We start from the raw sequence: 18,484 nt of genomic DNA on the forward strand, positions 1-18,484 counted from the left end.
CGGTTTGCTGACTGCGTTGTGATGTGATGTAATTTAAATGGATTAGGACCTTATCAGGGCTGGATGCTCTGATCTCTATCAAGGACGAGGAATATGATTAAAAAGACCGTATTTTTGCTTGCCGCCACTGGCTTGGTTTTCGTGAACTCTGGCTGTACTTCTCAGAAGACAGAAGATGAAACTCAGCTGATTGAAACTGCCGATGTTGATAAAATTGAAGGTGATTTAGAACTTCCTGAAATACAAAATGATCCAGCTTTGGACATGGCGTTCACCGAAACACCGCTGACAGAAACGCCATTAACAGAGACACCGATTATTGAAGGTACAAATTCAATAGATGGAACTCTGACAACGACAGAAACCACAACGACAACAACGATTGATGGTTATGCCCCTCCAGTAGTTGAAACAACAACTACATATACAGAGACTCCATTAACTGAAGCGCCGATCACAGAAACTCCAATTGATACGAGCTACTTAACAGAGACGCCTGTTGCAACGAACACAACGACGACTTACAGCAGTTCGTATGACTCTGATGAACTAACAGAGACTCCAATCACGGATCCAGCGGTTGTCGCAGCGACTTTGCAGGCGGCAGAAAAGCGCGCAACAAAATCAACTGCGAAAAAAAGCTCAACATCGACAGTTAGAACAAGCACGAAGTCTTCAGGCTCTACGGCGAAAGCTAGCACGGGTGGTTTGAAGAAAGTGGCGCTCACAACTCCATATCAAGGAGCTGATGGCGGTTGGATCAATACAGTTTATGTTGTTCGTCCGAAAGAAACATTAACTGATATCAGCATGAAGATTTTCGCGTCAGATCGCTCTGAAGACTTGAAAAAAATCGGCGAAAACAGCTTCTTAAAAAGCCGTGCACCACGTGTAGGCGACAAAATTTACTATTCGTCTCCGAATCGTCCGGATGATTCAAGCCGTACTATGCTTTACCAAGAAGACATGGGCTTAGTTCCTGAAACATACGTAGCGAAAAAAGGCGACAACCTTAAGAAAGTATCAAAAGAACTTTTAGGTTTCGATAATGCATGGAAAGAAGTTTGGACTTCTAACAGCGTTGAATCACAAGGCTCTTTAAAAGAAGGTGAACTTCTTCGTTACTGGGCTGAAGCTCCAGCAATGGCTGCGACATTACCTCCACCATTGCCGCCGCCAACAACGGGTGCCAGCTTAGTGGACCCATCTCAGATGCCAAGTGGAGCTGATTCTGGCATGGGAACATTGCCTCCGCCGCCAGCGGATGCAAACGCAAACTTACCTCCTCCTCCAACGGGAACAGAAATGCCACCGATGGGAACAGATGGAACAGATCCAATGGCAGCGGGTGGAGTTGACTCTTTCCCACCGCCACCACCAGTGGATGAAATGGCCGAACTTCCTCCTCCGCCTCCGGCAGAAGATCTACAGGCGGCAGCTCCACGTAAGAAAATTAACTTAGATGAAGAAGTGGCTGCTGAAGAGGGTGGACTTGATAGCGACACGATGATGTCGTTGGGTGCACTTGGTGTTCTGGTTGCCTTGTTAGCCCTTGTTATTATCCGCAGAAAAAAACAAAAAGCGGCGCAATTGCAAGCTGAACAAGAGCAACAAAACAACGAAATGAACGCGTAGTCGTTCATTGGGTCATTCTCGTTGAGTGAAGCGGCAAAGCCGAACTCTCGAATTACGAATTAAATTCTAAAAAACAAAAAAACCGCAGCTTTGATTCTGCGGTTTTTTATTTTGTGAAGCTCAGATCGCGTATATTTCCGGATTAGGTACGGCCTACCTCAAGAAACTTTTTTCAAAATACCATCCATCAAATCGCGATGGCCCATGCGTTTCGATTCAACGAAATAAATTAAATCATCGATGATTTGCACATCGCGATTGTTTGTGGGTAAGAATTTAATTCCAGCTCCTAGAGCATTTTTCCAAACCACTTGCGCTGCGATTTTTCTTTCGCGCGAGCCAACCGAAAATACTAAGTTTAATTTTTCATTCAATTGTAAATCGTGACTTTTAACTTCTAAAAAAGCACCAGTCAGACTGATATTTTTCAAAGCGCCTTGGCTATCGAGTCGTGCGTAATTGCGTCTAAAAGACACCTCTAAATAAAGCGGAGTGCGTGGGGCTGGAGGGCTAACCATTGTCATCGTTTCACCTTTCCTCGTGAACAAAGTCTTGTCTTTATATATCGGCTAACTATTTGAAAAATTTAAAGAATTCTTAAAATGAGACGTTTTAAGCAGAATAAATTGACTTTGACCGGACCCAAAGTCATATTAAACCTATCTTATAAAAATTAATTAAATCATTAATTAAACAATCAAGGATATAAATCTTTAAACCCTTCAAATCATCAAGAGTTCTTAATTAAAGGAGCCCCGCTTGGCTAAAAAAGAAATTGTTATTGAGTCGAAACCTCGTAGAAAAAAGCCTCTAACCGACTCAGCCCCAGAATCCACTTCATCTGACACTCCGGCTGCTCAAGCCACCGAATCTGCTCCAACGACAACTCAAGAAACAAAAACAGAAACACCGGCAGCCTCAGCGGCAGCAGCAGAAGTTTCAGCTCCAGCAGTGCAAACAGAAGATGGTGCGGCCAGCGCAGCTCCGGCAGCAGCAGCTAGCGAGCCAGCAGCTCAACAAGGGTCTCAGCAACAGCAACAACATCGCCAGTTCCGTAAGTTCGGTAATAATCAAGGCGGTGGTAATGGCGGCGGTGGCGGCCATCGTCACCAAAACAACAATAACAATCAAAATCGTTACAACAACAATCAACGCCGTGATTTCCGCGACAATCGCCGCAATGATTTCCGCGACGACGAGCAACCACAACACGCTTCTTCACACAGTGATGCCGACATCGATTTAGCTGATATCAATTTGAACGAAGAGGAAAAAAGCTGGCTGAATTCAAAAGACCTGAAATCTAAAAACATTCAGGTCTTAACGGATTTAGCAACTAAACTGAAAATTGAAAATGCAGCAGGTATGCGCCGTCAGGACATGGTCTTCGAAATCCTGAAACGTGCAGCTAAATTAGGGGACATCTTCGGATCGGGAGTTCTGGAAATTCTGCCGGATGGTTACGGTTTCTTGCGTTCACCGGATTACAACTACTTGCCAGGACCGGATGACATTTACGTTTCTCCATCACAAATGAGAAAATTCGGTCTGCGTACAGGTGACTTTGTTACCGGTACAGTTCGTCCTCCGAAAGAGGGCGAAAGATACTTTGCTTTGATCAAAGTGGATTCGTTGAACTATGAATCTCCTGAGGCCAGCAAAGATAAAATTTTATTTGATAACTTAACTCCGCTTTATCCGAACAAGATGTTGCGTTTGGAACATATTCCAAACGAAATGACGACTCGTATTGTGGACTTGATGGCTCCGCTAGGAAAAGGCCAACGTGCCCTTATTGTGGCGCCGCCAAGAACAGGTAAAACCGTATTGATGCAGAATATTGCCAATGCGATTACTGCCAATCATCCTGAAGTGAAATTGATCGTCTTGTTGATTGATGAGCGTCCGGAAGAGGTAACTGACATGCAAAGAACCGTTAAAGGTGAAGTGGTCAGTTCTACATTTGACGAGCCACCAACTCGTCACGTTCAGGTAGCTGAAATGGTACTTGAAAAAGCAAAACGTCTTGTCGAGCACAAACATGATGTGGTGATTCTATTAGATTCGATCACTCGTTTAGCGCGTGCTTACAATACAGTGGTGCCGCCTTCAGGAAAAATCCTGTCGGGTGGTGTTGACTCGAATGCGTTACACAAACCAAAACGTTTCTTCGGTGCTGCCCGCAATATCGAAGAGGGCGGATCGTTAACGATCATCGCCACAGCCTTGATTGATACTGGTTCCCGTATGGACGAGGTTATCTTCGAAGAATTTAAAGGTACCGGTAACTCGGAAATCCATTTGGATCGCAAGTTGATGGAAAAACGTATCTTCCCTTGCTTGGACATCAATAAATCAGGAACTCGTAAAGAGGATCTGTTAATTGAAAAGATCGATTTGAATCGTCTTTGGATCTTACGTAAAGTTTTAGCTCCGATGAACGTGGTGGATGCGATGGAATTCTTAATGGATAAAGTCGATAAAACAAAAACAAACGCAGACTTCCTGAAAAGCATGAATGGGTAGACGTGAGCACGAACGAACAGAACCCTCAGCAGCCGGAACAGAAGCAAAACAAAAAACGTCAGTATCTTATTGCCGTCATCGCTACGCTTGCGGTTTCTGCTGTTGCTGCCGGATCTTACTACGCCTTGTCTTTTGCAAAAGAGCTGGAAGAAAAAGCCAACGAATCTCAAGAACAATTTGTTGGTGATCCTGAGGTTTCAAGTCAGCTTTTAACGGAATGTCAAAAATCAGCTGAGCGTATCGCGGACTCACAAAGCCTCGATCAAATTATTACAGAGTACAAGCGCTATGCGGACAACTGTCGCAGTGTTTATGTTGTTGTTGAAAAAGAAAGTTTTGTTCGTAACGAAGGTATGTATCCAGATCTAGTTGTAGACATTGCCTTTTTAGCTGCGAAAACAGACAAAAGCAAAGCGATGGATGTTTTGAACTTCGCTAAAGGTTTAGAGCCATGGGAATACTATATGGGGCCAGTGATTTGCGAATCACGCGGTGTTGTCGAAGCCTATATTGAAGCCTTCCAATCAACGACAGAAAGACGCTGTTTGAAAAAAACAGAAGATTCAGCTCAGTTGATCGCAGCTTTGAAAAGTAAAAACTTTTCTTTATTACCACAAACTCTTAAAGAGGGTGAAGTGGTTTGGGTCGGTCTTCCAGACTCAGAAGTTGGCTGTCCTGAAAAAATGTCGGACATTATGAACTTAGTAACGCGATTGACTTCTGGTTCCGATGTTGAGTTTGAAGAAAACCAAAGTGAAAATGCAGAGTCTTCAGGGTTAACATTCATTTACAAAACAAAAAGTGACGACAAGATGATCTTAGAGTTTTCGGAGTCCGACTCTTGTCTACAATTAGGAGCCGTTTTGGTTCCTGATCTACAGCCATAGGTGCCAGGCCCTATTTACGGACGCAGTATGGCTACTAGTCGCACAAAGATCAAAACCACATCGAATGAGTTTCAGAAATTAGCAAAAAAATATTCAACTCCGCAGAAAGTTCAAAGCTTTCTGCGCGCTATGGAGTACAACGCCGAAAAAGGCGGGGAAACTCTTCGTTCAGCGGCATCAGCTTTACAAATAAAAAAAGCCCATTGTATGGAAGCGGCCTTTCTTGCGGCTGCGATTTTGGAGTATCAAGGTTACCCGCCTCTGGTGATGAGTTTGGAAAGCATCGACGATTTAGACCATGTGATCTTTGTCTATCAACAAAAAGATAAAGATGGAAAATTAAAATGGGGCTCTGTCGCTCGTTCGCGCGACGAAGGACTACATGGACGGAAACCGATCTTTCGGTCTTTACGTGATTTAGCTTTGTCGTATTATGAACCTTACATTGATAAAACAGGTTGTATTACGGGTTATCAGATTGCTCATCTGGATGATGCTCAAGCGGATTGGCGTTACAGCACAAAAAATGTCTGGAAGGCCGAGCAGTTTTTAATTGATATCAAACATGTGCCGATCAAATTTAATAAAAAGCGTTATCAAAAAATTCATAAGCGCTATCTTTCAGGCATTAAAGCTAAAAAACAGTTCTGTTGGCTTTAGACATCTGTCTTATTTTGAGAAACTCACAGTTCGTGAAAGATCTTATATAAAGTTGCGTCCTCGGTCCTCCGTTGTTTAGTTAGGGTGTAAACAAGGGGCCGCTTTTGACTGATTCATCTGAGCATTTTTTTCCAGCATCAAATGCAAAGCGATTTGTCGCATTTCTAATGGATTTTATGGTTTCCGTTATTGCGGCGTATACGATCGCGGTATTTTTGCCCGTATCTGCAAATATCGGTATCGAAAAATTTATTATTCTTTTTTATTTCATCATTACACAGGCGCTCTTTGGATTTACTTTAGGAAAAAAACTCATGGGACTGCGAGTGGTCCGTTTGGGTGACGATCAAAAAGCCAGTTGGCCACAGATCATTGGGCGCGAGCTAATTGGAAAGCCGCTTTCGGCGTTAGTTTTGTTTTTTGGATTTTTATGTATTTTTATCAATAAAGAACGCCTTGGCTTACATGACAAGATATTTAGAACACAGGTAATTTCAGACGAACCTAAAGAACTTGTCTCCTTATTTCAAGTGTTCACTCATGCACTTGCGGCGATTTTAGTTTCTACTGCTGTGGTTTACTTTGTGGGTCTTTATACTTCGATTCCGCTAAAAGGTTGGGCTAATCGGCTACAAGATGAAGGTGTTAATATCGAAGGGATTCGCGGGAATCTCAAGCAAGGTTTTGCTTTTAAAAAAGTTCAGTTTTCAAATGAAGACATTGGCTTCGAGGGGGAAAACCTTGTTTTTAAATACGATAATATTTTAGATCTGTTTCAAGGTAAAAATTTTCACATTAAGCAAATAAGTGCATCTAAGATCGAACTGACGTCCTTCAAGGCGGAAGATTTTCAGAGTAGAAAAAAAAGACCAGCTGCTACAGTTGGCGGCAAGCCCAAAACCAAATCAGCGAAAAGATCTTCATCAGCGGCAAAGATGTCCTTGTTTTGTGACTTAATAGATATTTCTGAAATTAAAATCACGTTATCAGATAAGCAGGTTTACGAAGCGAAAAAGCTTCATGTTAAAAACACACAGATGGTGAAAAGTGACATCAATATACAAAAAATATATCTGGATTCAGAAGATCTTTTTGTTGATATCGAAGATTTTTCTTACGTCGATGCAACTGAGGTCGTATCTGTTTTAAGCTCCAGCGTTGTTGTAAAGAAAACGATGTATCCTCAGTACCTTTCCGGAGACGTTGACTTTAAAATGAAGGGTTCAATCAATTTAAAATCCAATAAGATGATGGGTTCGATAACAGCTTTTCGTAATAGCTTTCAGCTCAGCTCATTGAATGGTGAAGATGTTGATCTTCGTACTGTTAATTTTCACCCACAATGGTATTTTAAAAACATACCGCCAATACATTCTTTTAACGTTGAATACAGTGGCCGTGCGGATGGGATGCCAAGCACTCCATTTACGGGTTATTACAAGCTAGGTATACATCATGTAAATCTGGATAGAAAAACCGAAGTCGGCAAACTTTTTATAGGGCAACTTTCTTTGGGAAGCGGAATGATTGTGGGTCTTTCGTTTCAAGGGCGTCGACATCCAGAGCGTCCCTTGCTTGTTCACTTGAATTCATTTGAAAATCAGGATGCGACGGATGTCGTTGCCAAGATTTTATTCTGGAAACCTCGTGAAGAGTTAACTGAAGCAGACCGCGCGAAGATTGCTCAAAACAGCAATTATTTTTTATATAAAAAACTTGAAACGAGTTTCGATACACTGCCGCCATTCGATCAGCGCATGCAGCAGGAGCTTCAGCAAAGGGCGCCTGCCAACAACCAATGGTAGCAGCTACTTAAGGTCTAGCATCACGGCGTTTTCAACAATTCGTGAGGCCTTTAATTTTCCAGTGGAAGCTAAAACCATTGCTTTTGCGACTTGTGCGGCATGCACAGGACGAAATTTTTTTGCAATTAACCACGAATAGATCGGTGAAAATAAAACGGCGAGTCGTTCCCCAAAGCGAAATTCTTGGCGGTCACCGAGCAATAAGCTCGGATGAAAAAAGTGCAGATCACCGGCAGTGAACTCGCGAGTCACATGGCTTTCCATTTCACCTTTTACACGATTGTAAAATACAGAAGATTTCGCATCAGCCCCGATAGCCGAAACCACCAAAAGTTTTTCTGCACGGCAAATGCGCGCCATGCGGGCAAAGTTCACGACATGTTCGTAGTCAATTTTTCTAAAAGCCTGTTGTGATCCGGCCTTACTGATCGTGGTGCCAAGGCAGCAGAAAAAGCTCAACGATGAGGTTCCCGCAAACGAGCGCACTTGGATTTCTAACTGATTCCAGTCTTCGAAATCAAAGGTCAAACAGCGGACTTTGGGGTTATTCCAAACGCCGCTGCTATCGGCCAAATTGGCCGGATGACGGCGGACAATAGCCAGAATTTGGGCGAAAGAGCCCTCATGGACCAGTTTTTCCACTAAATGTGTGCCCACCAAGCCGGTGGACCCAATAACGACTGCTGTTTTCATAAACGTATAACCACCTGAAAATACTCGATAAAATAATAACTTCCTCTAAGGCAGGGCAAAACGGCAGTTTAAAAACTACTCAACATTTTGCTTGAGCCTGAGCTTGGGATTATGCTATCACCTAAGTCTTTGAAATCAATACGTAAAGGATATGGTATGAAAGAAGGATTACACCCAAAAGTTAGAACAGTTGTTTTTAAAGACATCTCTTGCGACTTTGCTTTTTTAGGCACAACAACTATCGACTCTAAAGAAACAACTAAATGGACTGATGGTAAAGAATATCCATTGGTTAAAGTTGAGATCTCTTCTGCATCTCACCCTTTCTACACTGGTAAGCAACGTGTGATGGATACAGAAGGTCGTATCGATCGTTTCAAAAAGAAATACGCGAAAAACAAGTAGCTTCCTCAGAGTTTCGGCTCTGGTCATACAGAGCATCAGACAAAAGCGGCCACATCAGTGCCGCTTTTGCTTTTTTCAGACATCCGTTTGCCAGTTAATTGAATAGACCAGCCTCATTCTCAGGAGCTACAGGTTATGTTTTCAAAATTAGATCAAGTTGAATCAAGATACGAAGAAGTGAATATGGCTTTGCAGCGCCCAGACGTGGCGTCTGATCAAAAGCAATACCGCGCTTTGATGAAAGAGCTTTCAGATCTTGAAAAGATTGTCGTTTTATATCGTGATTTCAAAAAGAAAACTGTGAACTTAAAAGACAGCAAAGAGCTTCTAACGGCAGAGTCCGACGCCGAGATGAAAGAGATGATCCGTGAAGAGATCAAAGAACTCGAAGAGGCTCTTCCCAATCTAGAACATCAATTGAAAATCGCTTTAATTCCGAAAGATCCAAACGACGACAAGAATATCCTTCTTGAAATTCGTGCTGGCGCTGGTGGTGACGAGGCTTCCCTTTTTGCTGACGAACTTTTCCGCGCCTATGCGAAGTACGCTTCTGATCAAGGTTGGAAGGCCGAGCTGATGTCTTACACCGATGGTAACGTCGGTGGAGCTAAAGAGGTGATCGCCATGATCTCTGGCGATGCGGTTTTCTCGAAAATGAAATTTGAATCCGGTGTTCACCGCGTACAGCGTGTTCCGAAAACGGAAGCTGCAGGTCGTATTCATACATCCACAGTAACCGTAGCCGTGATTCCTGAAGCAGAAGTCAATGAAGTGAAGATCGACATGAAAGATATTACGATCGACGTGATGCGCGCCTCAGGTGCCGGTGGTCAGTCGGTCAATAGAACTGAATCGGCTGTTCGTCTTCACCATAATCCCACAGGGATTTTGGTTCACTGCCAAGAGGGTAAATCTCAGTTAGCCAATAAAGAACGTGCGTTTCAAATTTTAGCGACAAAACTACAACAGTTAGAAGATGAAAAAGCTCGCCAAGCGGCTTCTGATGCCCGTTTAGATCAAATCGGTACCGGAGATCGTTCCGAGCGTATTCGCACCTACAACTTTCCGCAAACACGTATTACCGATCATCGTATCGGTTTGACGATTCACCAATTAGATCAGGTGATGGGTGGTCAGATGGAATACTTGATTGATCCATTGATTGCTCACTTCCAAGCGGAAGCTCTGAAAAAACAATCGACGAATTCGTACTAGTAGTCTTTGAAATGAAACTTAAAGACGTCTTTGAAAAATCAGTTCAGTTCTTTAAAGAAAAGAAAATCGAAACAGCGCGGTTAGATGCCGAGCTGTTGATCTCTGCTGCGCTGAAGTTTGATCGTCTGCAAATCTATTTAAAATACGAACAGCCACTCAGCGAAGCCGAAGTCACAGCTTGTCGTGAAGTGGTTCGTCGCCGCTCGCAAGGTGAGCCCGTGGCCTATATTCTGGGTGAACGTGGCTTCTACGGAGAAATGTTCAAAGTCGGCGCTGGGGTTTTAATTCCTCGCCCTGAAACGGAAATGATCGTGGAAGAGGCGCTAGAGTTTCTAAAGACAAAAGCCGAGCACTTCACTGAAAATAATCCGCCGCGAATTTTAGATCTAGGTGCAGGAACGGGCTGTATCGGATTCTCAATTTTAAAAAACCACCCTACGGCCACTTTGATCAGTGTAGAAAAATCACCGGAAGCTTTTTCCTATTTAAAACAAAACCAAGAGCTTTTGGGTTTATCGGATCGCTCGCAACTGATACTGGCCGATGCTCTAGATGCTCAGTTATCCAACCAGTTATCTGGTCCGTTATCTGGCCAAAAATTCGATGTGATTGTGGCGAACCCTCCGTACATTGCCTCTGATGACCAACAGACAGAAGAAAATGTACGCAAGTTTGAACCGGCTTCGGCCTTATTTGCGCCAGATGCGGGTTTCAGTGCTTTAGAGCAGTGGTCGAGCCACTATCAGCCCGCATTAAACGCAGGTGGATTGATGCTCTTTGAAATGGGCTACACGCAGGGTCTACGCATGCAGGCCCACTTCGAAGGGCTGGCGAGCTTTGCCAATGTCCAAGTCTTAAAAGATTTGTCAGGCCTTGATCGCATCATCAAAGCGCTTAATAATTAGTTGGTGCCAGGCCCTGTTTACGGACGCAATGTGTCCGTAAACAGGGCCTGGCACTCTTAAAAGGAATTTATATGGATAAAATGTTGATCACAGGTGGTTACCAGCTTAATGGCCAAGTTGCAGCTAGCGGAGCAAAGAATTCCGCTCTTCCAATTTTGTTTTCAACATTATTAGCGGAAGGCGAACATCACTTTGATAACGTTCCACTTCTTAAAGACATTGAATCTACAGCGGAACTTTTACAGAGCTTAGGTTGTGACAGTCATCGCGAAGGTCACTCGTTCAAAGTTCATGTAACAAAATTAAAATCATTTGAAGCTCACTACGATCTTGTTAGAAAAATGCGCGCGAGCATTTTGTGTTTGGGTCCGATCTTAGCAAAATATGGTGAAGCTGTCGTTTCACTTCCAGGTGGCTGTGCGATCGGAACACGTCCGATTGATTTGCACTTAGATGCTATGAAACAACTGGGTGCTGAAATTGAATTGAAAGATGGTTACGTATTAGCGAAGGCAAAAAAACTAAAAGGCGGCACAGTTTTTTTTGAAAAAACAACTGTGGGCGGTACAGAGAATTTAATGATGGCCGCCACTTTAGCAGAAGGTGTGACGATCATTGAAAATGCCGCCAAAGAGCCAGAGATCGTGGATCTAGCGAACTATCTGAACAAGATGGGAGCCAAAATCACAGGCCATGGCACGAGTGTGATGCGCATTGAGGGTGTAGATAAATTAACTCCAGCACGTCATAGTATTATGCCAGACAGAATTGAAGCGGGAACACTTTTGATTGCAGGTGCGATCACTTCCGGAGAGGTAGAGGTCACTCACTGTCAGCCACATGACTTAGAAGCGTTGATTTTAAAAATGCGCGAGAGTGGTTTTAAAATTGAAACGACTGCTAATAGTATCAAAGTTTTTGCGACGAAAACATGGGAAGCGGTTGATATCACGACAGCTCCACATCCACTGTTCCCCACAGACTTACAAGCGCAGTTTATGGCTTTGATGACAGTGGCTCGCGGCACGAGCGTGATCACAGAAACAGTTTTTGAAAATCGCTTTATGCACGTGAATGAGTTAATGCGCCTAGGTGCAGACATCACTCCGAAATCACAGGTCGCCGTTGTGCGTGGAAAACCAGATGGCTTAACTGCGGCTCCGGTTATGGCGACAGATTTGCGTGCCAGTGCCTCATTGGTATTAGCGGGTTTGATTGCTAAAGGTGAAACCACAGTCGGCCGTATTTATCACTTAGACCGTGGCTACGAAGGTTTAGAAACGAAGTTATCTGCGTTAGGTGCGAAAGTCCGCAGAGCTCACTAGTAAAATTATCTGTAGATTCGGTAGAGCTTAGCGACGAGTTTGGCAAAGCTCTACTTTTTGTTCGGCAATAAGATTACGTCCATAAGAATCATCAAAGCATTTAATAGGATCGTTAGAGGTCGCACCGGAACACAAGGCTACCTTTTGACGAGCATCTAAGTTGCGACCACTGGCCTCATCAAAGCAAATCACAGGAGCATTTGAAACCGCGCCCGCACAAAGAGTTACTTTTTGTGAAGCTAATAGATTTCTTCCTGCAGCTTCGTCATAACAAACCACTGGCGCTGATGTCTGAGCATGGGCGATAAAAGAAAACATCAAACAAAGACCTGCAAGTGTGAACTTCATAATAACTCCTCTAAAAATAAGTAAATAGATAAGTGAGTCAGTGTTAGCAAAGGCCTTATAAGTAAATCAATACGGAACCCCGAAATCGGATAGTAAGCTGTAATAGCTACTGAGCTGTCAAAGTTGTAGTCGGTAAAAAGTGGGGGTTCGGGAATAAAAAAAGCCTCAATCTAGGAGGGGCCAGGATTGAGGCTCTAAAACGTTTTGTTATTACTAACAAAGTTTCAATTTTGAATCAGTACATTATCCGTCGGGGCCCATTTGAATTCTGGGAGGGGGTCCTGAACTTTCAAAAGTTTAAGGGGCCTCTGACGAATAATTTAAAACATCTACGAAACGATCAGATTTCGCACCGGCTTTTGCTGACAAAACAAGAACAAGAACGATGTAGCTGCCGATAATCCATCTCATCATAAGACAGTACAATAGCAACAGGTGTGCCAACTTTCAAAAGCCATATCCTGAAAAACAGAGTATTTTCAAGCCGTTACGGCAGATTTTCGGTTCCAACTTGGAACCGAGAGTGGTTCCAAGCGTGGACCTTGGTCATGAGTTGGAACTTTCAGCACACTAAGGCTGCACGGGCGTAGCAGACTTAACTATAATAGAGAAGTTAAGAACATGAGGTGAAGTAAAAGCTATGAGTGATAACTCCGGTGGCCAATGGGTCATCAAGATTCAATCTGATCAGGTGAAGGGTCCCTATTCGACCGACGCCGTGATTAAAATGATTCTACAAGGAGTCTTTTCGGGTAACGAAGAAATTTGTGCTTATCCGGAAGGTGAATGGAAAGCTTTAACGAAGCAGCCTGAATTTTATGATGCACTTCTTGAGTCGTTAGAAAATCCTGTTGAAGTCGACAATAAAAAAACACAGAAGATGGAGGCGGAAACCGTTGTGAAAGCGGTTGAAGTGGCTCCTGTTGCGGCGGATGAAATGCCGCCAATTCCTGAGTTAAAAACCAGCGATGACTTAAAAGAGTTTTTGGAAAAAGAACTCAATAAAGACAAAGACGAAGAAAATAAACCTGAAAAATCCCGTCGTAATCGCAGCTTAGCCAGAACGGAACTGATGCCGCAGGTGCAGTCGATTCCGGTCAACCCAGGTGCCGAGATGATCGCCAATCGCGATCAGAACTTAGAAATTCAGATGAGCGATCTAGAAGATCTGAAGCAAAAAGAAATGGGCAAACTTTTGCCTTTTATCTTACTGTGTATCGTCGCCGTCTGCGCCGTGATTTATTTATTGTGGCCAGAAAATCAAACCGAGAAAAAAGGTTGGGCTCTGTACGCTCCGAAAAAAGGAGCTGAGGCTTTAGAAGAAACAGAAGTTCGCAATCTTAAAGTTAAAGCTGTACGTGCACTGCAGAGTGGTATCTATGAACAAATTCTAGTGGCACAACAGGATATGGTCCGCGCCGTTGAAGGTGCTCCAAAAGACCTCGAGGCAATGGGATTGTTGTGTATGATTTACGAACAGCTATGGCCGTACACGCGTCAGACAATCGAAGGCGATATTCGCAGTGTTATGGTCGTGACTCAGATGGCGCGAACGCTGAACGCAATTTCAAACTATTCGAATAGCTGTCAGGCTGTGTACTTATCAGTTCTGGGGCGTGGGCGCGAAGCGCGAAGTCTTGTGGAAAAAACTCTGGATAACCAAACAGAAGAAAAATTTAGTTTAGGGCCATTCTTATATTTGATGAAGGCGCAAATGCTGGAAGCTGAAGGAACAACAGTCAATGCGGCGGCCTATTACGAACAAGCGATGAAATTGTGGCCACAGTGGATGATTGCCCGATTTGGTTTGGCCAGAATGTTGTTCAAACAAAATAAGTATGAAGAAGCTCGCACTCAGTATGAACAAATGTACGAGTTCAACAAAGAATCCAAAGCGGCGCTATTTGGTTTGGGTTTAGTTGAAAACAAAGGTCTTCGTAATCCTGAAAAAGCCTACACCTTTTACACCAACGGGTTTCGTTTAAAACAAGTATTGCCAAAAGATTTTGCCACAGAAGCTTTGCAAAATTACGCGCAACTTCTGATGGAAAAAAACGAAAATAAAAAAGCATTAGAGGCCGCACAAGAAGGTTATCGCCTGAGTCCGAGTCATCGTGGTTTAAAAGAGATGGTGGTTTCACTGGGTGGGGATGAAAAAGTAGAAAACGCCCAATCTGAAATCATGTTAATTGGGGATCAATTTTTCCGTAATGGCGATTACATGGTAGCGCAGGCTCAGTACAAAACGGCCTTCGAGCTCGACACGAAAAACGGTTTAGCGGCCTACAAAGCGGCGCGGGCTCTTTGGTTGATGAATCAGACTCGTGATGCGATCTTATGGTTGGATAAAAGTATCGAAGCCGATCCGAAGCTTTTACCTGCATACGTTTTAAAATCTGACTATGAATCACAAAAGTACAATTTCCTCGAGGCGGCTAAGACTCTGCAAAAAGCGTCGCGAGCTTTCCCACAAAATCATGAAGTCTTAAAAGCACAGGCTCTGTTAGAGTTTAGAAAAAACAATATGATGGGCGCCATTCAATATGGTGAGCGCGCAGTGAAACTGTACAGCGCCGATGTGGAGCTATTAACTTTATTAGCGCAGGCCCATATTTATTTTTATGTAAATGCTCCAGCCACACGTCAGCAAGATTTGGATCGTAAAGAGGCTTCTAAAACGGCGGCGCAGCGCTATGCTGGTCGTGCGGTGGATTTAGAGCCTTCATGGCCTGAATCACAGATCACGTGGGCGAAAGTTCTTAGCGCTACCGATGGACCGACACGGGGTCAGAACTATCTAAAAGAAATGATCAAAGCGTTTCCGTACACATTAGATTATCGTATCGCTTTGGCTGAGTTCTATCGGGATAGCGAAAAGTTCTTAGATTCTTCGAAGGTGTATGAAGAAGTGGTTAGCATTGACCCGAAAAGTAAACGTGCCAGCTTAGGGTTGGCTGAAGCCTATCGTATTTTAAATAAGCCGGATTTGGCTCAGAAGTATTACAATATCACATCGGTGTTAGATCCTTCAGATGTAGAGCCTATGGTGGCCAATGCGCGACTGTTAGTTGAAACAGCGGCGGGCAATGAAGTGCGTGCAAAAATGCAACAGGCTTTAACCAAGTTGTTGTTGGTTAAGAAGATCAATCCTGACTTCCCGAAAGTTTCATTCCTTATGGCCAAGTGCTACATGGAATTAGGTGATTACGACAAAGCCATCGAGATGATCAAAGAAGAAAAAACTCGCAACCCTAACATAGCGGATTCCTATATTCTGGCCGCCGAAATCTTCTTCCGCCGTCAGCAGTATAAAGAGTGTGCCGTCGAGTACTCGGCAGCGACACGTATGCGTCCATCCAGTGCCGAGCTCTATGTGCGGGCTTCCACCTGTTATCGTATGAGTGACTCGATCGACATCGCTGAGGACATGTTAAATATTGCCGCGCAGAAAGAGTCCGGCTTTGCCGACATCTACCGCGAGCTAGGCTATATCTATGAAAGAAAAAATGGTGGTCGAGTTCAGGCTGTACAATATTTCAGAAGATATTTATCATTATCTCCGAATGCCCCTGATAGAACCACTGTCGAAGGACGTATTCGCCAAATGGGAGAACAACCTTGAACCTAACAGACAACCTTAAAAATCTTTCGACAAATGTGCAGCACGGAGCCAAAAACGCCTCTGTAACTTATGCTCAGCGCCTTTTACGTTTGGTTTCTGGATTTTTTGTTGGGATGGTGTTGGCCATTATCATTCAGGTCTTCATGCAAAGTGGAACCTTAATGTTGGTGTTTTTTACGACATTCTTCACGGCGATTATCTATCGTCTTTTGCGCCCACTGACAGTGCTGCAAATTTTTATCTTTGATATCATCTGCGTCTTGATTGCGGCCTCCTTGCGGATGTATATCATGTTGGCGCCGTAAGAGTCTCGGTTAAGCATCTCGGCAAGGAAACAAGGCGAGAGCTTTTAAAGATTTTATTACTCACTAAAAATGAACCAATCCTATGAACTGGAGATCCCGTGATTGATTTAAAACAACTGGAACGAAAAGCAGAAAATGGTCAAAACTATTACGAAGACTACAAACAGGGTCTGATCAATCGTGGTGCTTCCACAGAAGTTTTAGAAAAAATCATGTCGTTGGGCGCGAAACGTCGTGAAGCTTTGACTCAGGCCGAAACGGAAAAAGCGAAGCAAAACAAATTGAGTGCTGAAGTCGGCAAATTGAAACGCGAAGGTGGCGATGCCTCTGCCGTGCTGGCGGAAGTTGAGCAGTTAAAACAAAAAGTAAAAGATCTTGAACAAAATGCCACAGCTGTTGATGCAGAAGTGCAAGAGCTGTTGATGACAATTCCGAACAAACCACACAGCTCTGTGCCGGTTGGTAAGTCTGAGCACGATAATAAAATCGTAGCTGTTGTTGGTGAGCCGACGAAGTTCTCTTTCAAAGCAAAAGAGCATTTCGAAATCGGTGAAAAACTGGGAATCATCGACTTTGACCGCGCCGGAAAAACGACAGGTGCACGTTTTACTTTCTTAAAAGGTGCAGCGGCTCAGATGGAGCGCGCGCTGATTCAGTTTATGATGGATGTGCAGTCGACTCAGCACGGGTACACCGAAATGATTCCGCCATTTATCGTGAATAGCAAAAGCTTGACGGGTACTGGACAGTTTCCGAAATTCAAAGAAGATGTGTTTCACTTGGATAACACGGACTACTACTTGATTCCCACAGCGGAAGTACCAGTGACGAATTACTACAACGACGAGACATTGAATGAAGCGGATCTGCCGCAGTCGTTCTGTGCGTACTCTCCGTGTTTCCGTTCAGAGGCTGGAAGCTATGGTAAAGATACGAAGGGTTTGATCCGTCAGCATCAGTTCAACAAGGTGGAATTGATGACGTTCTGTCATCCATCACAGTCTTATGAAGTGCACGAACAACTGACGTCACACGCCGAAAAGATTTTACAATTATTAGAGCTGCCGTATCGCAAAATGCTTTTGTGTACAGGTGATATGGGTTTTGGATCGGCGAAGACCTACGATTTGGAAGTTTGGCTTCCGGGTCAAAATGCTTATCGTGAAATCAGCTCATGCTCGAATTTCGAAGATTTCCAAGCGCGCCGTGCGAACATCCGTTTCAAACCGAAAGATGGCGGTAAGCCACAGTTCGTTCACACCTTGAACGGCAGCGGTTTAGCTGTGGGTCGTACGTTGGTCGCTATCTTAGAAAACTACCAACGCGAAGATGGCTCGGTCGCCATCCCGAAAGCTCTACAAAACTACATGGGCGGCAAAACGGAAATGTAGGCCGTACCTTATCCGGCGATATAGACGATTTGGCTCTTAAAGAGATAACTTTAGTGAACGCGCAGGCGCCCAGAACAACTGCATCCGATTTTGTTGGAATTGCGTTGAGCATCGTGGCCACCAATAAAGACTTCGCATTTCATACCTGAGTCGAACTCTGTGATTCTCCATGTATGAGTTGTTGTGCGTCCAGGGATCCACACGTGAGGATATCCCATTTCGCGCGCTTCATCGCCCGTGTGTTCTCCGGCGCGCGCCAACTTGTAGCAAGGATCAGTGGCCTTTTCACTATCCGACATAACGGTAGCGGTTAGAGTTAAGTCTACTAAAGCACCGTCGCTAGCTATTGCAGAAGTGAATGGGACCAATGCAGAAAATAAAATTGCTAAAATAAGTCTGTTCATGCAGATCCATCGGAAGAAAGCTAATAGGGGAAAAGAGCGACTAAGGTCCTGCGTAGAGGCTCAGGGGTGCCCTTGAGACAAGCAAGTCATCACCATGTGAACACTCGTTGTGTGGAAACTGACAAGCCAGAGTGATTTTAAGGGGTTAGGTAGGACTGAAGGTCCAGAAGAAGCGGTGCGACAATAGAAAACTCGTTGAATCGGAATCTCAAATCCAATAAAACTAACAACGGAAAGTTGGTAGAGCGGTTGAATACACCAGTCTTGAAAACTGGCAGCCCTTCGCGGGGCTCGAGGGTTCGAATCCCTCACTTTCCGCCACCTCTTCTTTACCTCATCTACAAATATAACAATAAAA

The 18,484-nt window shown here is 43.9% G+C and carries 16 protein-coding genes and 1 tRNA gene; 13 read left to right on the plus strand and 4 right to left on the minus strand.

All coding sequences use genetic code 11. From position 1 onward, the window contains the following. Positions 1 to 93 precede the first annotated feature (93 nt). Complete coding sequence (locus A11Q_RS00370) at positions 94 to 1,635, plus strand: hypothetical protein (RefSeq protein WP_015468785.1); 1,542 nt, start codon at positions 94 to 96, stop codon at positions 1,633 to 1,635. A gap of 158 nt (positions 1,636 to 1,793) precedes the next feature. Here the strand turns inward: A11Q_RS00370 and A11Q_RS00375 are convergent, their stop codons facing one another. Further along, the gene (locus tag A11Q_RS00375; protein WP_015468786.1) at positions 1,794 to 2,159 is read right to left on the minus strand and encodes a PilZ domain-containing protein; all 366 of its coding nucleotides are present in this window, start codon (positions 2,157 to 2,159) and stop codon (positions 1,794 to 1,796) included. A gap of 235 nt (positions 2,160 to 2,394) precedes the next feature. Between A11Q_RS00375 and rho the strand changes: the two genes are divergently transcribed. From rho to A11Q_RS13210, 4 genes are all read left to right on the plus strand, one after another. Continuing rightward, a complete protein-coding gene (gene rho, locus A11Q_RS00380; RefSeq protein WP_015468787.1) occupies positions 2,395 to 4,161 on the plus strand; it encodes a transcription termination factor Rho in 1,767 nt (588 codons plus the stop codon). Positions 4,162 to 4,163: 2 nt separating this feature from the next. Next, on the plus strand, positions 4,164 to 5,048 hold the full coding sequence (locus tag A11Q_RS00385) for a hypothetical protein (RefSeq protein WP_015468788.1): 885 nt from the start codon (positions 4,164 to 4,166) through the stop codon (positions 5,046 to 5,048). A 27-nt stretch (positions 5,049 to 5,075) separates the two neighbouring features. Then, positions 5,076 to 5,708 (plus strand): hypothetical protein, encoded by a 633-nt coding sequence (locus A11Q_RS00390; RefSeq protein ID WP_015468789.1) that lies wholly within the window; start codon positions 5,076 to 5,078, stop codon positions 5,706 to 5,708. Between the two features lie 104 nt (positions 5,709 to 5,812). Then, positions 5,813 to 7,513 carry an RDD family protein gene (locus tag A11Q_RS13210; protein WP_051056717.1) on the plus strand — a complete coding sequence of 567 codons (1,701 nt, stop codon included), beginning with the start codon at positions 5,813 to 5,815 and terminating at the stop codon, positions 7,511 to 7,513. 3 nt (positions 7,514 to 7,516) lie between these two features. On the opposite strand, the gene A11Q_RS00400 is transcribed toward A11Q_RS13210, so the two are convergent. Next, a complete protein-coding gene (locus A11Q_RS00400; RefSeq protein ID WP_015468791.1) occupies positions 7,517 to 8,206 on the minus strand; it encodes an NAD(P)H-binding protein in 690 nt (229 codons plus the stop codon). A gap of 156 nt (positions 8,207 to 8,362) precedes the next feature. Between A11Q_RS00400 and A11Q_RS00405 the strand changes: the two genes are divergently transcribed. From A11Q_RS00405 to murA, 4 genes are all read left to right on the plus strand, one after another. Then, a complete protein-coding gene (locus A11Q_RS00405) occupies positions 8,363 to 8,611 on the plus strand; it encodes a type B 50S ribosomal protein L31 (RefSeq protein ID WP_015468792.1) in 249 nt (82 codons plus the stop codon). Between the two features lie 135 nt (positions 8,612 to 8,746). Beyond that, positions 8,747 to 9,826: a peptide chain release factor 1 gene (gene prfA / locus A11Q_RS00410; RefSeq protein WP_015468793.1), complete on the plus strand. Its 1,080-nt coding sequence runs from the start codon at positions 8,747 to 8,749 to the stop codon at positions 9,824 to 9,826. Between the two features lie 11 nt (positions 9,827 to 9,837). After that, positions 9,838 to 10,731, plus strand: coding sequence for a peptide chain release factor N(5)-glutamine methyltransferase (gene prmC / locus A11Q_RS00415; protein ID WP_015468794.1), 894 nt, complete (start codon positions 9,838 to 9,840; stop codon positions 10,729 to 10,731). Positions 10,732 to 10,802: 71 nt separating this feature from the next. Further along, positions 10,803 to 12,056 carry a UDP-N-acetylglucosamine 1-carboxyvinyltransferase gene (gene murA, locus A11Q_RS00420; RefSeq protein ID WP_015468795.1) on the plus strand — a complete coding sequence of 418 codons (1,254 nt, stop codon included), beginning with the start codon at positions 10,803 to 10,805 and terminating at the stop codon, positions 12,054 to 12,056. A 27-nt stretch (positions 12,057 to 12,083) separates the two neighbouring features. Here the strand turns inward: murA and A11Q_RS00425 are convergent, their stop codons facing one another. Next, positions 12,084 to 12,404, minus strand: coding sequence for a hypothetical protein (locus A11Q_RS00425; protein WP_015468796.1), 321 nt, complete (start codon positions 12,402 to 12,404; stop codon positions 12,084 to 12,086). 640 nt (positions 12,405 to 13,044) lie between these two features. On the opposite strand from A11Q_RS00425, the gene A11Q_RS00430 reads away from it, so the two are divergent. The 3 genes from A11Q_RS00430 to serS all read left to right on the plus strand — a co-directional run bounded on the left by A11Q_RS00430 (position 13,045) and on the right by serS (position 17,722). After that, positions 13,045 to 16,026 carry a tetratricopeptide repeat protein gene (locus tag A11Q_RS00430; RefSeq protein WP_015468797.1) on the plus strand — a complete coding sequence of 994 codons (2,982 nt, stop codon included), beginning with the start codon at positions 13,045 to 13,047 and terminating at the stop codon, positions 16,024 to 16,026. Continuing rightward, positions 16,023 to 16,331, plus strand: coding sequence for a hypothetical protein (locus tag A11Q_RS00435; protein WP_015468798.1), 309 nt, complete (start codon positions 16,023 to 16,025; stop codon positions 16,329 to 16,331). Before A11Q_RS00430 ends, A11Q_RS00435 begins: the two co-directional genes overlap by 4 nt. Before the next feature lie 98 nt (positions 16,332 to 16,429). Further along, on the plus strand, positions 16,430 to 17,722 hold the full coding sequence (serS, locus tag A11Q_RS00440) for a serine--tRNA ligase (protein ID WP_015468799.1): 1,293 nt from the start codon (positions 16,430 to 16,432) through the stop codon (positions 17,720 to 17,722). A gap of 50 nt (positions 17,723 to 17,772) precedes the next feature. On the opposite strand, the gene A11Q_RS00445 is transcribed toward serS, so the two are convergent. Continuing rightward, complete coding sequence (locus A11Q_RS00445; RefSeq protein ID WP_015468800.1) at positions 17,773 to 18,126, minus strand: hypothetical protein; 354 nt, start codon at positions 18,124 to 18,126, stop codon at positions 17,773 to 17,775. 231 nt (positions 18,127 to 18,357) lie between these two features. On the opposite strand from A11Q_RS00445, the gene A11Q_RS00450 reads away from it, so the two are divergent. Next, positions 18,358 to 18,447, plus strand: a tRNA-Ser gene (locus A11Q_RS00450). Positions 18,448 to 18,484: the final 37 nt, after the last annotated feature.

It is taken from the genome of Pseudobdellovibrio exovorus JSS (assembly GCF_000348725.1).
Classification (GTDB): domain Bacteria; phylum Bdellovibrionota; class Bdellovibrionia; order Bdellovibrionales; family Bdellovibrionaceae; genus Pseudobdellovibrio; species Pseudobdellovibrio exovorus.